Raw genomic sequence first — 13,538 nt, 5'->3', positions numbered from 1 at the left:
AATCCCTGCTTTTTCTCCTGTTTTACACAAAAAAAAGATGAATGGTGAGGGCCCATTCATCTTTTCCTTTCATCTTATCAAGTTTAAAAATTGACGTGTGCGGCCGTGCTTAGAGTTCTCGAATACTTCCTGAGGAGTTCCTTCTTCCAGGATGTAACCGCCGTCCATGAAGATCACCTTATCTGCGGCTTCTTTTGCGAATCTCATTTCGTGGGTGACGACGACCATCGTCATCCCTTCTTCTGCAAGATCCTTCATGACTTTGAGTACTTCTCCAACCAGCTCGGGATCGAGTGCGGATGTCGGTTCATCAAACAGCATCACCTGCGGTTCGATTGCAAGGGCCCTTGCGATGCCGACCCTCTGCTGCTGTCCTCCGGAAAGCTGAAACGGATAATAATCGATTTTGTCGCCTAGGCCCACTTTTTCAAGGAGCCGGATGGCATTTTTCCGGACATCGGCTTTTTTCTTGCCCTGTACGACGACCGGGCCTTCCATGACATTCTCAAGAGCCGTCATATGCGGGAAGAGATTATAAGTCTGAAAGACCATGCCGGTCCTTCTTCTGAATTTCAAAAGCTCGGCAGTTGATACTTTTCCAGAAAAATCGACTGTCATTTCTCCGATCGATACGGTGCCTTCATTAGGTGTTTCGAGTGCATTCAAGCATCTGAGAAACGTTGTTTTACCGGATCCGGAGGGACCGATCAGAACGATCACTTCCCCTTTTTTGACTTCCACATCCATGCCTTTTAACACTTCCAGGTCATCAAAGCGCTTCTTCAGTCCTTTTATCGAAATCATCTTTACCCTCCTTTATTTAGCGATATATCGATCAAGTCGTGCTTCCACTCTTCCTTGTATGATCGATAGAATGAAACAAATGATCCAATATAATAATGCCGCTTCCATGTACATTAGAAGGAATTCATAGTTGGTTGCCGCAATTTCCTGTGCTTTCCTGAACATTTCTGTCACGAAAATCAGTGAAGCAAGCGACGTATCTTTTACCAGGCTTATAAATGAATTGGACAATGGAGGGATGGACACCCTTGTCGCCTGCGGCAGAATGATTCTCTTAAGCGTCTGTGAATAGCTCATCCCGATGGAGTATCCTGCTTCCCACTGACCTTTAGGAATAGACTGGATGGCAGCCCTCACAATTTCTGAAGAGTATGCCCCCATGTTCAATGAGAACGCAATGACGGCTGCAGGAAATGGTTCCAGCTTAAGGAATTCGACGCCGAGGGAACCGAGTCCAAAGAAAATGATGAACAGCTGCACCAGCAGCGGCGTTCCTCTGACCGCGGACACATAGACCCTTGCAATGCCCCGTAAAACTGAAAACCTTGATAGTCTGGCCAAAGCAGTGAAAACAGCAATGATTAATCCTAAAGTAAACGATATGAGCGTTAGAGGGATAGAATAATACAAAGCTCCCTTGATCATCGGAAGCAGGGAGCTTTGTAAAATATCGAACATTTCTTCAGGATTTTGAAAAATACTACTTAGGAGATACATTCTCGCCAAACCATTTGTTGGAGATCTCTTCGTAAGTTCCGTCTTCCATCATTTCCTCTAACGCTTTATTGACTTCTTCCACTAACTTGTCATTACCCTTACGGAACATCAAGCCGCTTTGTCCTGCATCTTCAGCTTCGGCAGCGATTTTGATATTGGAATTCTTTTGTTTATTCATATAGTCGAGGATTGAAATCTTATCATTGACTGTCACATCCACACGGCCCTGTTCAAGCAGCTGAATCGATTGGGCGAGCCCGTCGACTCCCTGGATGACAGCACCATTTTCTTCGGCAATATCCCTGTAATTACTTGTCAGTGATTGAGCAGAAGTCAGCCCTTTAATATCTTCAAATGATTTCACATCGTTGTTATCTTTCGAAACGACTACCACTGCACTTGATTCAATATAAGGCTTTGAAAAGTCATACTTTTTCTGTCTGTCTTCACGGATCCCCACCTGGTTGGCAATCATATCGAAGCGGTTGGAATTCAACCCTTCGAACATCGCGTCCCATTGTGTTTCCTTGAACTCAGCTTCAACACCGAGCCGTTTAGCCACTTCTCGTGCGATTTCAACGTCAAATCCAGTTAGCTTGCCTGATTCATCATGAAATGTGAAAGGAGGATATGTTCCTTCTGTTCCCACTAGCAGCTTTCCTTCTTCTTTCACTTTATCGTAAAGAGACTGTTTCGAATCCCCGCTTGACCCTTCATTATCTTTAGATTGTCCGCATGCTGAAAGCACTATTGAAAGAACCAGCAGCATAACAGCTGAAATTTTCCACTTTTTCATCATCAAACCCCCACTAATCTTATCGGAATTATTAACTACGAATGTCATCATAAAACGATACCTGTAAAAAGTCAATGAGAAAATCTTAATTTCAAGATTAATTTTTCTCAGATGCACACTCCTTTGGTATACTTTTAATCTAACCTATTGAATGAACACAAAGATTTTTTAAGGAGGGGTATCCATGAAAATCGCTCTCTTTGGCAGTACCGGCAGGGTCGGTGCTGTTGTATATGAAAATGCACGAAACGAACATACGATTCACCGATTGACGAGAAAGATTGTTCAAGAAAAAAGTCATCAGGAAATTGCAGTGACAGGCGATGTACTCAATGAGGAAGATGTATTCAATACGATTTTCGGCTGCGATGCAGTCGTCAGCTGTCTGAATACAGACAAGGAAGATGTGTTGTCGAGGAGTATGCCCATTATCTTAAAAGCGATGAGGCAAAACGGCATCACCCGCATCATCACATGCGGCACTGCCGGGATACTGAATTCAAGGACGGAACCTCATTTATACCGTTTCCAATCGAATGAATCAAAGAGAAGGAGCTCCACCGCTGCGGAAGATCATCTCAGGGCCTTCCTGATGCTTCAGGCTTCAGGACTCCAATGGACGGTCGTTTGTCCGACGTATCTTCCTGACGGGGAACGAATAGGAGAATACCGCATAGAAAGAGACACCCTCCCTGAAGATGGCAAGAGTATCTCCATTTATGATACAGGTGATTTTATTTATCATGAGTTGATGAACCCGCAATTTATCCGAAAGAGGGTAGGGATATGTTATTAGAGCAAAAGGTGCCGTTTTATGCGGGCTGGAGCTTTGCGGTGCCTGGCTCGTTTGCGGCGGTATGAGCCTGGCGCGGCTTTGAGGCCTTTTAGGCGGATTAACGTTTCATCTGTGTGCGAAACTTGTCGGTTTTTGAAGAATTGTCGGTAAGTGCAGAGAAATTGTTGGTATCCTTGAATTTTTGTTGGTAAATCCAAATTTTTGTTGATACACCCTCAAAAAACGTTGATATCTTCCCAGCCCCGTTGCCTCTGGGACAATTTTCTTCTTTTGGTACTGTAACAACCAGTCTTCTTGTTCCCAAATCCATGCACCAGTCTTCCCCAAATGCTGGATTTCCTCCACACTGCAATAAAAGAGAGCCAAAAACAGTGAAAAATGTTTTTGGCTCTCTTCTTTTTTAAAACTCGCCTCACCCATAGACATGCTGGACTCCTTCTGATCATCCCGCTAGGTCTGAAGATCCCTGCTGAAGCTGATACATTTGATAATAACGGCCGCCCGCTTTCATGAGTTCGTCGTGATTTCCCTTTTCAACGATTTCTCCCCGATCCAGTACAAGGATCTGGTCGGCGTTCTTGATTGTGGAAAGTCGATGAGCGATGATGAAGGTCGTTCTCCCCTTCTTCAATACTTCCATCGCTTCCTGGATCACGGCTTCGGTTTCAGTATCGATGCTTGAGGTTGCTTCATCGAGTATCAGGATTGCCGGGTTAAAGGCAAGCGCCCGGGCAAATGAAATCAGCTGACGCTGTCCGGATGAAAGGGTGCTTCCTTTTTCAATGACCGGTTCGTCATAGCCTTTTTCAAGGTTTTTGAATACTCTCTCCGCACCTACAGCTTTCAGTGCGGCTTCCACTGTTTCCCTTGAAATTTTCGTATCATCAAGGCTCACATTGGATGCAATCGTACCCGTGAACAAGTACGGGTCCTGCAGGACGATGCCCATGTGCTCACGTATGGTCTGATATGGAATATCCTTGATGTCCTGTCCGTCAATCATGATTTTCCCTTCGTTTGCATCATAAAAACGGAATAATAGATTCATGATCGAACTTTTGCCTGATCCTGTGTGTCCGACAAGTGCCACGGTTTCTCCTTGATTTGCTTCAAATGTGATGTCCTTCAGCACATATTCATTCTCTTTGTAGCCAAAGAATACGTGCTCAAAGCTGACGTTCCCTTGGTAGCGGGCCATCTTATCATCGACTACTTTCGTTCCATCCTCATCAAGAAGACTGAATACGCGTTCGCCTGCCACAAGGGCCTGTTCCAGGTTGGCAAGCTGATTGACGATTCCGGTCACAGGCTGGAATAATCGGTTGATGTAGTCAACGAAAGCATAGAGAACACCCAGAGTCACGACAGACCCTACCCCGATCGAGCCTCCACCGAAATACCAGATGAATGCCACAAACGTGATATTCCTCAATACTCCTACAAGATTATGTGAGGTCATGGAGTTCAAGCTCAAAAGCTTATTCTGATATTTATAATGGGTGCCGTTCATTTCTTCGAATTCGCTGCTTGTTTGTTTTTCCCTGCTGAACGCCTGGATAATATTCATCCCTTGGATCGACTCATTGATCATCGCGTTGATGTCACTTACTTTCGAACGGATGATATGATTGTATTTAGACGCATAGATCCTGTACAAATACGTCCAGATGACAAGGATTGGAATCAGAATCAAACAGATTGCCGCAAGCTTTACATCGAGTATGAACAACGCGATATAGATTCCAAGAATATAAATCGTGCTTGTAAAAAACGTAGACAAAACGGTTACATATAAATCCCGGATCGCTTCCGTGTCATTTGTAATCCGGGCAACGACCTTTCCAGCCGGCAGATTGTCAAAATATCGGATCGGCAGCTTCTGGATTTGCTGAAAGATATCGTTCCGCATCTTCTGGATGACTCTATTGGCCGCCTTCTGCAGGTAGAAGCGCTGTCCGTATTGAAAGAACGAAGCCACTACAAGGAGCCCGAAATAAAAGGCAATCAATTTCATGATCCTTGGAATTTCAGGGCTGTAAAAATCCAACAGCTCATCTCCTCCTAATTTTTGTGCAGGATATGATTTGGATTCTTTCCCTTTCGTAATCATCATTTCTTTGCCCTTCACTCTGCGTTCTCCATCGAACGAAATGGCTGCAGGGACAAAGTAAAATTCCCTCCCGATTTGAAGGATCCGTACCTCTTTCCCTTTTTGTTCACCATCATTGAAATATTGCTCTCTTTTATACCATTCTCCTTTATAGGAAACAGCATCCTTTCCTTTATCCGTTTCGTACCATGCCGCTTCGATTCCAAGAATATGGTCATCGATCATTTTCTTGGCGATGAACGGGCCGGCAAGCTCTGCCGCTACTGAAAAAGTCAGCATCAGCAAAGCGGCTATAATGATTTTTTTATACAAAAGCGCATAATCTACAAGTCTTTTTCCGACTTTCATACGCCCACCTCCTCTTGTGAGGAATCTTCAACCTGCTGACGGTCGAATTGCTCTTTATACCAGCCGTCATTTTCAAGAAGTGTCCCGTGAACCCCTTCTTCCACCACTTTCCCATCCTCCATTACAATGATCCAGTCCGCATGCTGGACAGCAGACAGGCGATGGGTCGTGATGATCGTTGTTTTTCCTTCACGCTCATTTCGAATATTGTCAATGATCTTTGCTTCCGTTTTGGCATCGACCGCCGAAAGCGAATCATCTAAAATTAGAATCTCAGGATTTTTGATAAGCGCCCTCGCAATCGAAATCCGTTGTTTTTGACCTCCTGATAAAGCGACTCCCTTTTCTCCGACAAGGGTTGACAGACCATCCGGAAGCATTTCCAGATCTTTTTTGAAATCGGCAAGCTCGATTGCTTTTTCCAGGTCATTCTCGTCTGCATCCTCGCGTCCGAACATGATGTTTTCTTTTACACTTCTTGAGAACAACACATGATCTTGCGGGACGTAACCGATCCAGCTTCTTACCTGCTCGAGTGTAAGGTCATTGATTCCGATACCGGAAAGCGACAATGCACCTGTTCCTGCCGGGTATTCCCTCAGAAGCTGTTTGATGAAGGTCGTCTTCCCGCTTCCGGTTTTCCCTACCACTCCGAGAGTATCCCCCCTGCTTAATTTCAGGTTTAGATTGACCAGATTTTCCACCTGTGAAGAAGGATATTTGAAGTGCACACCATCAAATGCAACATTTTCAGGCCTGCCGACCGTTCTAGGACTCTCCGGATCTTTTACATCCTGCACGTAATCAAGCGTTTCCTGCACTCGATCAAGGGATGCATTCCCCCGCTGCATGATATTGATCAGTTCACCGATCGCAAACATCGGCCAGATCAGCATTCCCAGATATACATTGAATGACACAAGCTCCCCCAGTGTGATTGAACGATGGAATACAAGATAGGCGCCGTATCCAAGTCCGATCAGATAACTTAAACCAACCAGCACTTTAATGGTTGGATCGAAAAGCGAGTCGATTTTTGCTACTTCGATATTCTTTTTGTAAACATCCTCTGTCATGGCAGAAAAACGGCCCTCATCCGCTCTTTCCTGGACATAAGCCCTGATGACCCTGACACCCGCAACCGACTCCAGAACTTTATCATTAAGGTCGCCGAAAGAGTCCTGTGCTTCAGTAAAACGTTTATGGATCCTTGCCCCATACACTTTCATCAATAGAGCCATGACCGGTAATGGGAGAATGGCCGCAAGGGTTAATTTCCAACTGATTAAAAACCCCATGGTGAATAAGATTGTGAGCATGAAAACACTTGAGTCGATCAGCGTCAGCACACCGAAGCCGGCAGTGATTGAAATCGCCTTCAAATCATTCGTTGCCCTGGCCATCAAATCCCCTGTCCGGTTCTTTTCAAAGAAAGTCGGGGTCATCTTTAGTAAATGTCCCATGAAGTTTGACCTGAGCTTCCGTTCTACAAGGAAAGCTCCTCCAAATAATTGATACATCCATATATAAGTCAACGAGTATGAAATGATCGTGATTCCGGCTAACTGCCAAATATATTTACTCAACACATCCCAGGACAACGATCCGAGATGAATATCATCAATTGCGTTCCCCACAAGCTTTGGAGGGATCACATCGAGGATCCCCACGATCGTCAACAGGATGATTGCAACCGTGTACCTCTTCCAATTTTCTTTAAAAAACCATGATAATTTCTTAAAAATACTAAACATCGTTTATACCCCCTCATTCTTTCATTCGTTTACTATCCGCCTTCTGTCTCCACAATTGTCATCATTTTTTTCTTTTGTACTCTCAGCATCTTTTTTTCCTCCTAAAGTTTTTTTATTTATGTGAACAGGTGCTTTACCTGAGAACACCGGTTTTAATGCCGCTACTTAGTTCCGTGCAAGACTTCGCTTTCCGCGGGCGGTTGGTGAGCCTTTCATCAGGGAACCGTCCAACTGCAATCAACCTCTGAAGCCGTCCGGAATCCACAAAACATATTTACATATTCACCCAAATAAAAAAGGCGCTAATAAGGCTCTACGAGCAGGGCTGATTTGCATCAGCGGGCCTGCGGGTGCCTTGTTAACGCCCGAAAATTGGACATAAAAAAGCACAGGTTAGTGTACATAACCTGTGCCTGTTATTCATTTGGGTTTGAATAAGAAGTTACTGGTTATGTGATGATATGAAATTAGGGAAAAATGCTCTTCCTACGCCTTGAACTGTATATAACTTGATCATCACAAACCCTCCATTTCTTCAATCGTTTTTATTCCATCATTAACCATACTACATGTTTTGAATTGTGTCAATTTTATTTTTATTACTAATTTTCTATACACTATGAGTCTGCTTCTATCCGTGTGCACCCAATTCACTATATGTGCCACTATTGTGTATTATTCCACCGTCACAGCGGTACCGTAGGCGATGATTTCGGAGGCATTCTGCATCACGGCGGACGTTTCCAATCTCACCGCGATCACTGCATTTGCCCCTTTTTGGACTGCGTCTGTTTTCATTCTTTCGATTGCCTGATGCCGCGCTTCCTCCATCAATTCACTGTACTCGCTGATTTCACCACCTAAAATGGTCTTTAAGCCGGCAACGATATCTTTACCTATATGCTTCGCCTGGACAGTACTTCCCCTGACGAATCCTTTTAGTTCTTTTACTTCTTTTCCCGGTACATAGTCTGTCGTTACAATGATCATTCCACTCTCTCCCTTTTCTTTAACTTCTTCCATATTTTCTTCGCGAACATCAGATAAAAAATAAGTGGCATAGGCGTCTGAATCAATCCCCATAATCCCCAGAACCAATAAAGATGACCATTCTTTCTCGCGTCGAGAAATAAATAGATACTTTGTGCAAGAAGAATCGGTATAATAAACAGCAGCAAATACATTTCTTCTTTCGTCATATCTTCTTCACCTGCTTGAAAAACACAAGACTGGCAAAAGCAGCCCCTCCAATAAACACTGCACCCTGAAGCAAAAGGAACAGCATAGGCTGTTTCAGAAGTGTGAGAGAAAGGAGCAGAAGCAGACAGCCTGCTATCAACAGAAAAAGAATGAGATCCCGCTTCAATCCGGCCTTTATATCTTTCTGCTGTTGAAGGACGAACTGCTGAAACCATTCTTCTGAAGGTGTGGTATCTTCGACTTCTTTATCCATCGGTTCCATTCCGGCTTTTAGGATGTGGTCCAGTTCGTTTTCTTTAGTTGGCTGATGTTCGTTGTTCATCCAGTTTCAGCTCCTTTCTTATCCTGAGAATGCCGTGATGCACTCTTGATTTTACTGTACCTGCCGGCAGTCCGATCATATCTGATATTTCATCGTAAGAATATCCATAATAATGTTTAAGAATGACAGGTATCCTAACCCCATTCTCTAAAACCGACAATGCCTTAAGTACATCATTCCACTCTTCATTTCTTGATTCCAGACTCCATTTAAGACTGCGGTAGTTGGCCTCTTCTTTCTGCCAGTCCTTCTCTTTTCCGTTTTTCCGCTTGATATCGATATATCGATTGGTTGCAATCGTGATCAGCCAGGAAGAAAATTTTGATTTTCCATTGTAGAGATGGATCTTTTCAACGATTTTTGCCATCGTATCCTGTGCGAGTTCTTCTGCCTGATCTTTATTCATTGTCACTTTTATTAAATATTTCACTAAAAAAGGATAGTTCTGTCTGAATAAGGAAGCGAAGGCTTCGTGGTCCCCTTTTTTTGCACGTTTGATTAATTCTCTCTCTTCCATCGCATGTATCCCTTCCATCGCCTGTGCGTTCATTGATAATACGAATGATATGTAAAAACGTTCAAAATTATTTTGTTCTTTTTATAAAAAACTTTTCCCTTTCAATACCGCTAATGATTTCCGTGCAAGACTTCGCTTTCCGCGGGTAGCCCGTGAGCCTCCTCAGGATGGATAACTGTCCAGCTGCAGGACTTAGAGGCACATGTCATAAGCTAAACCTACCAAGAAGGCAAAGAACGCCTTCCAGGCCGATCGTATTATGCCACACGCCTCTGAACCAAGCCCTTCCGCTTTTCGGTTAGGAGTCTACGTCTTGCACTCCAATCAACCGCTGGTAAGTACTGAAACTAAATAAATTAATCTAGACGTTCCAAAAAACCGAACTAATTGGTTCCAAGGATCCATAATATAGTTCGGTCTTAACCAAAGCAGATATACAATTTTTCTTATCCTTTTTTAATTACCCGTTCACTGCTGCCGGCTGGATGTTTTCCTGGTTTGTGAATTTTGGCAGGATGATTGTGTAGAACGCCGCTACGATGATGAGGCAGCCTCCGACGAGCCAGTATAGCATTTCGACCGTTACCACCGACGGGAATGTCAGGGCGATGGCTCCGAGTGTGATGGATTGTGACAACATCATAAGGGGATTGATCCATCCTTGTACGCGCCCCATCATCTTGGGATCTATAATACTTGGCATCCAGCCTCCGATTGCAATGTTTACAAGCGGAAGGCCCAATGCAGCGATGAATACAATCACCATAAATATCCATGTACTGGGAGCAAATGAGGCTGCTATGATAAAGGTTCCTGAAATGACCAGACCGGCAACGATCAATTGATGGAATTTAAATTTCTGGGTGAGCATGGAAGAAACAACGCTTCCGATCAATACCCCGGAACCGAATGCAATCCCAAGTATGATTGAATATTCTTCATATGTTTCCGGGGCCAGTTTATACTTCAGGATGAAGATTGGAATGACCGAGAAACCTCCGTTGACGATTCCAAAGACGCCAAATCCCCCGATCAATGAAAGCAGCAGTTTATGGTGCAGGATATAGACAAGCCCGGACTTGAAATCTTTCATGACGAAAGACACATTAAGGTCCTTCCAGGTATGTTTCCCATTAGGCTGCCGTACATCTTCAGGAATGACACACTTCCTGATTAAGATGGCACTTAAAACAAATGTGACGAAATCCACAAGGAGTGCCCCATATATCCCTGCATTCCAATAAACAAAAATCGCGATGGCGTTGCCGAGCAGCATGAACAAACTCATGACCATCTGATTTAAACCGGCTGCCGTTGAGTAGTCATCCTTAGAAAGTACTCCTTGAAGGATTGCCTGTTCAGCCGGAAAGAAAAACTTCTGTACCCCGCTTCTTATGAAAAGGACAGCAAAAATTAAAGGAAGCCAGCCGATATAAATTGCCCCGACCAGGATAACGGTTAAAACTGCGCTGATCGTATCACAGTGATAAGCGATTTTCTGACGGTCCATCCGGTCTGCCAATACACCGACCAGGAAAAACACAACCAGAGTCGGAAGTGAATACATCATTTCCGTAATCGAAGCATACATCGGCTGGTCTGAAAAACGGTCCAAAAGGTAAAACATAAATGCCGTGAGTCCGACCACACTTCCCATATGAGAAGTCAAATTAGCCATGAACAGCTTCACAAAAATCGGATTCTTGAATATTTCCATCATTTTTTTCATTGTAACCCATCCCCACCATTTTCTAGTATATGTAAATCATACCCCAAGTCCGTTAGACCTTCCGAGCGACTATTGGTGGTTTTTTCCTCCGTCCAGAGTCTGATGAGGCTTCATCCTTTTACAAAACGCAAAGTTAGCTCATCTTCAATTTTTGTTAGGATGTCCCTCCATGATGCTTGATCTCTTTCAATATGCAGCCAATCAACTCCTGCATCTTTCAATATAGACTTTTCCAATGCTATGCGATCCTCCAAAAATTTCACGACCCCCTCTAAATCATTAGTGAGATTATGATTGATCCCATATTTTTGTTTCGTGTAGTAGTCCTTCACAAATGCAAACCAATGCTCTGAACGTTCTGCCATCACATGCTCCAATGCTTTTTTGATTTCTTTCGGCTCAAGGTAAACGACCAGCGGACGAAATTCCTTCACCAGCATGAGAAGGTCCTTGACAAAGGTTTTAATTAATTCCGCCGGCAAATCATTCCTTGCACTTAGAAAGGTCAATGGATTTTGCAGCAGGCTGCAATCCAGAACATATACCTCATCCGCGCCGGCAAGTAACTTTTTAAACAAGCCCCATTTATGTTTTATCACCATCATGTATATATCTGGATCAGTATTATAAATATCAAACTGCTCAAGTTCTTTTATGAATGATTTTGAGAATGCTTCAGTTTCACCCATTCTTGCATAATGAACCAGCATCCCGGGTTCTAGGATTTCACAATAAGGGCTGACACTTCCAGCATCGATACCATATTCTGCTTCCATGGTCTTTAACTGATCTTCAGTCAAAAAAGCGGCACCTTCGTAATCTGCGGACTGCTCAAGGTTTCCTTCCACAACTTCTTTTACAGGAATATCCTTGCCCTTTAAAAAATGCGAAATCTTCTGAACCGTGGATGTCTTCCCAGCACCTGGGATACCCTCCACAAATATGACCCTTCCACTCATCTTCATCTCTCCTCTACCCAATATCATCCATTTTACCACCCATTTGCAATTGGAAACGATAAAAAAAGAATGGCAATAAAAAATTTGCCATTCTTTGAATTAGGCTCTTTTCGCATATTTTGTTGTTTTGCACACAAGAAAATACCGGGACTTGGGTATTTTCGGCTTGTCCGTCCCTATGTTGTTTGAACTGGCGTTCGAAAAGAGCACGTCCACTAGCTATATTCAGGCTGCAAGACCTATACGAAAAGCAACAATCTTTTAGAAAACAGTCTTGAATTAAAAAGTTTAATCTTCAAAGGTTCCTTTTACAACTGCTTCTCCATTTTCAACCATGATTTTCCCTTTCGCCAATACTGTATGAATCTTTAACGATTTTACATCCAGCAGCACAAGATCCGCATCCATACCGTTCTGGATCTGACCTTTTGTTTTTAATTTCAATATTTTTGCGGGATTGGAAGTAATGACTTTGATAGCCGTTTCAAGGGGTATGCCTTCTACCATTACTGCATCCCTTACTTCCTGAAATAAACTGGAGACCTGTCCGATTTTCAGCCCTGTCAAATCTCCGTATTCATTAAATTGAGGCAAACTTGCCTGACCGTCGGACGTAAAAGTGATCTGTTCAATCGAAACTCCTGCTTTTAGCATCCTGCTGAGTCCTTTGCTGCATTTCACTTCACCCTCTTCAAGAAATTGAGGGATTGTACTAGTAGTAAAATCGACATAACCGCCTTTTTTGGCAAACTCGATGCCTGCCTCAAATAAATGCGGATTGCGATTGATATGTGTCGGATAAAATTGAGTCCTTGGTATATCTGTCTTTTCGATTACTTCTTCGATCAAATTAATATGATCACCGCTGTCGCCAACATGAATATTCACGATACCAGCTTTCCCCGAGAGCATCCCCCCGATCCGGGCTGCAGAAGCAATCTTGGCAAGTTCATTGACGGTGGGCTGAGAAGAACGGTGGTCAGCAATGGCTACCTCCCCCGCACCTATGATGCGGTCGATCAGGATGATGTCATCTTCAATCTTCCCTGTAAGAGTCTTCAAAGGAACCTGATATGAACCAGTTTGCACAAAGCAGGTGATCCCCTCCTCTTCGAGAGCCCTGGCCTTCGCGATTAGATTGGTCATCGTCCGTGTTGTCCCGTCAGTCCCAATCACCCCGATCAGTGTTGTAATGCCCGAAAGGGTCGATTGACTTAACTGTATTTCAGGAGTCCTGGTCTTAAAGCTTCCTTCCCCGCCTCCGCCTGTAATATGTACATGTGAATCAATGAAGCCTGGAACAACACATTTCCCTTTCGCATCAATGACTGTCATATCGACGAAATTCTCCGGAACTTCTATACTTTCTTCAATATAACCGATCTTATCATTCACTAATAAAATATCTTTCTTCCCCAGGTAATCTGGAGCGTATACCTCTCCGTTTTGTATTAATGTCAACATGATGTCTGCTCCTTCCATATCA

General features: G+C 43.6%; 14 protein-coding genes. 1 reads left to right on the top strand and 13 read right to left on the bottom strand.

Translation table 11 applies throughout. From position 1 onward, the window contains the following. Positions 1–69: 69 nt before the first annotated feature. From AS034_RS08140 to AS034_RS08130, 3 genes are read right to left on the bottom strand one after another with little or no spacing between them, the layout of a single operon-like run. The gene (locus tag AS034_RS08140; protein ID WP_058298163.1) at positions 70–804 is read right to left on the bottom strand and encodes an amino acid ABC transporter ATP-binding protein; all 735 of its coding nucleotides are present in this window, start codon (positions 802–804) and stop codon (positions 70–72) included. Positions 805–816: 12 nt separating this feature from the next. Then, entirely contained in the window at positions 817–1,521 is a 705-nt protein-coding gene (locus tag AS034_RS08135; protein WP_058298162.1) for an amino acid ABC transporter permease, read from the bottom strand. Beyond that, complete coding sequence (locus tag AS034_RS08130; RefSeq protein ID WP_032089303.1) at positions 1,505–2,317, bottom strand: amino acid ABC transporter substrate-binding protein; 813 nt, start codon at positions 2,315–2,317, stop codon at positions 1,505–1,507. Before AS034_RS08130 ends, AS034_RS08135 begins: the two co-directional genes overlap by 17 nt. A 184-nt stretch (positions 2,318–2,501) precedes the next feature. On the opposite strand from AS034_RS08130, the gene AS034_RS08125 reads away from it, so the two are divergent. Next, positions 2,502–3,113 (top strand): NAD(P)-dependent oxidoreductase, encoded by a 612-nt coding sequence (locus AS034_RS08125; protein ID WP_058298161.1) that lies wholly within the window; start codon positions 2,502–2,504, stop codon positions 3,111–3,113. A gap of 105 nt (positions 3,114–3,218) precedes the next feature. Here the strand turns inward: AS034_RS08125 and AS034_RS08120 are convergent, their stop codons facing one another. The 10 genes from AS034_RS08120 to iadA all read right to left on the bottom strand — a co-directional run bounded on the left by AS034_RS08120 (position 3,219) and on the right by iadA (position 13,516). Next, the gene (locus tag AS034_RS08120; RefSeq protein WP_058298160.1) at positions 3,219–3,539 is read right to left on the bottom strand and encodes a hypothetical protein; all 321 of its coding nucleotides are present in this window, start codon (positions 3,537–3,539) and stop codon (positions 3,219–3,221) included. A 16-nt stretch (positions 3,540–3,555) separates the two neighbouring features. Beyond that, a complete protein-coding gene (locus AS034_RS08115; protein WP_058298159.1) occupies positions 3,556–5,571 on the bottom strand; it encodes an ABC transporter ATP-binding protein in 2,016 nt (671 codons plus the stop codon). Next, a complete protein-coding gene (locus AS034_RS08110; RefSeq protein ID WP_058298158.1) occupies positions 5,568–7,325 on the bottom strand; it encodes an ABC transporter ATP-binding protein in 1,758 nt (585 codons plus the stop codon). The genes AS034_RS08115 and AS034_RS08110 overlap by 4 nt, the downstream gene beginning before the upstream one ends. A gap of 675 nt (positions 7,326–8,000) precedes the next feature. Beyond that, positions 8,001–8,315 (bottom strand): YbjQ family protein, encoded by a 315-nt coding sequence (locus AS034_RS08105; RefSeq protein WP_058298157.1) that lies wholly within the window; start codon positions 8,313–8,315, stop codon positions 8,001–8,003. Continuing rightward, positions 8,312–8,524: a hypothetical protein gene (locus AS034_RS08100; protein WP_032089309.1), complete on the bottom strand. Its 213-nt coding sequence runs from the start codon at positions 8,522–8,524 to the stop codon at positions 8,312–8,314. The genes AS034_RS08105 and AS034_RS08100 overlap by 4 nt, the downstream gene beginning before the upstream one ends. After that, complete coding sequence (locus AS034_RS08095; protein ID WP_058298156.1) at positions 8,521–8,847, bottom strand: YxlC family protein; 327 nt, start codon at positions 8,845–8,847, stop codon at positions 8,521–8,523. The genes AS034_RS08100 and AS034_RS08095 overlap by 4 nt, the downstream gene beginning before the upstream one ends. Then, complete coding sequence (gene sigY / locus AS034_RS08090) at positions 8,822–9,364, bottom strand: RNA polymerase sigma factor SigY (RefSeq protein ID WP_058298155.1); 543 nt, start codon at positions 9,362–9,364, stop codon at positions 8,822–8,824. The genes AS034_RS08095 and sigY overlap by 26 nt, the downstream gene beginning before the upstream one ends. A gap of 460 nt (positions 9,365–9,824) precedes the next feature. After that, positions 9,825–11,093, bottom strand: coding sequence for an MFS transporter (locus AS034_RS08085; RefSeq protein WP_058298154.1), 1,269 nt, complete (start codon positions 11,091–11,093; stop codon positions 9,825–9,827). 110 nt (positions 11,094–11,203) lie between these two features. Then, the gene (locus AS034_RS08080; protein ID WP_141687695.1) at positions 11,204–12,079 is read right to left on the bottom strand and encodes a P-loop NTPase family protein; all 876 of its coding nucleotides are present in this window, start codon (positions 12,077–12,079) and stop codon (positions 11,204–11,206) included. A 261-nt stretch (positions 12,080–12,340) separates the two neighbouring features. After that, complete coding sequence (gene iadA / locus AS034_RS08075) at positions 12,341–13,516, bottom strand: beta-aspartyl-peptidase (protein WP_058298152.1); 1,176 nt, start codon at positions 13,514–13,516, stop codon at positions 12,341–12,343. Positions 13,517–13,538 lie beyond the last annotated feature (22 nt).

The organism is [Bacillus] enclensis (genome assembly GCF_001456935.1).
In the GTDB taxonomy this organism is placed as follows: domain Bacteria; phylum Bacillota; class Bacilli; order Bacillales; family Bacillaceae_B; genus Rossellomorea; species Rossellomorea enclensis.
The sequence above is the reverse complement of the archived record's forward strand: the minus strand, read 5'-3'. Positions and strand labels throughout refer to the sequence as shown.

What these genes read in the sequence shown, in the direction of transcription:
- AS034_RS08125 (WP_058298161.1), top strand. Translation starts at nt 2,502, where the DNA reads ATGAAAATCGCTCTCTTTGGCAGTACCGGCAGGGTCGGTGCTGTTGTA.
- sigY (WP_058298155.1), bottom strand. Translation starts at nt 9,364, where the DNA reads ATGGAAGAGAGAGAATTAATCAAACGTGCAAAAAAAGGGGACCACGAA.
- iadA (WP_058298152.1), bottom strand. Translation starts at nt 13,516, where the DNA reads ATGTTGACATTAATACAAAACGGAGAGGTATACGCTCCAGATTACCTG.
- AS034_RS08100 (WP_032089309.1), bottom strand. Translation starts at nt 8,524, where the DNA reads ATGACGAAAGAAGAAATGTATTTGCTGCTGTTTATTATACCGATTCTT.
- AS034_RS08085 (WP_058298154.1), bottom strand. Translation starts at nt 11,093, where the DNA reads ATGAAAAAAATGATGGAAATATTCAAGAATCCGATTTTTGTGAAGCTG.
- AS034_RS08110 (WP_058298158.1), bottom strand. Translation starts at nt 7,325, where the DNA reads ATGTTTAGTATTTTTAAGAAATTATCATGGTTTTTTAAAGAAAATTGG.
- AS034_RS08130 (WP_032089303.1), bottom strand. Translation starts at nt 2,317, where the DNA reads ATGAAAAAGTGGAAAATTTCAGCTGTTATGCTGCTGGTTCTTTCAATA.
- AS034_RS08080 (WP_141687695.1), bottom strand. Translation starts at nt 12,079, where the DNA reads ATGATATTGGGTAGAGGAGAGATGAAGATGAGTGGAAGGGTCATATTT.
- AS034_RS08115 (WP_058298159.1), bottom strand. Translation starts at nt 5,571, where the DNA reads ATGAAAGTCGGAAAAAGACTTGTAGATTATGCGCTTTTGTATAAAAAA.
- AS034_RS08095 (WP_058298156.1), bottom strand. Translation starts at nt 8,847, where the DNA reads ATGAACAACGAACATCAGCCAACTAAAGAAAACGAACTGGACCACATC.
- AS034_RS08135 (WP_058298162.1), bottom strand. Translation starts at nt 1,521, where the DNA reads ATGTATCTCCTAAGTAGTATTTTTCAAAATCCTGAAGAAATGTTCGAT.
- AS034_RS08120 (WP_058298160.1), bottom strand. Translation starts at nt 3,539, where the DNA reads ATGTCTATGGGTGAGGCGAGTTTTAAAAAAGAAGAGAGCCAAAAACAT.
- AS034_RS08105 (WP_058298157.1), bottom strand. Translation starts at nt 8,315, where the DNA reads ATGATCATTGTAACGACAGACTATGTACCGGGAAAAGAAGTAAAAGAA.
- AS034_RS08140 (WP_058298163.1), bottom strand. Translation starts at nt 804, where the DNA reads ATGATTTCGATAAAAGGACTGAAGAAGCGCTTTGATGACCTGGAAGTG.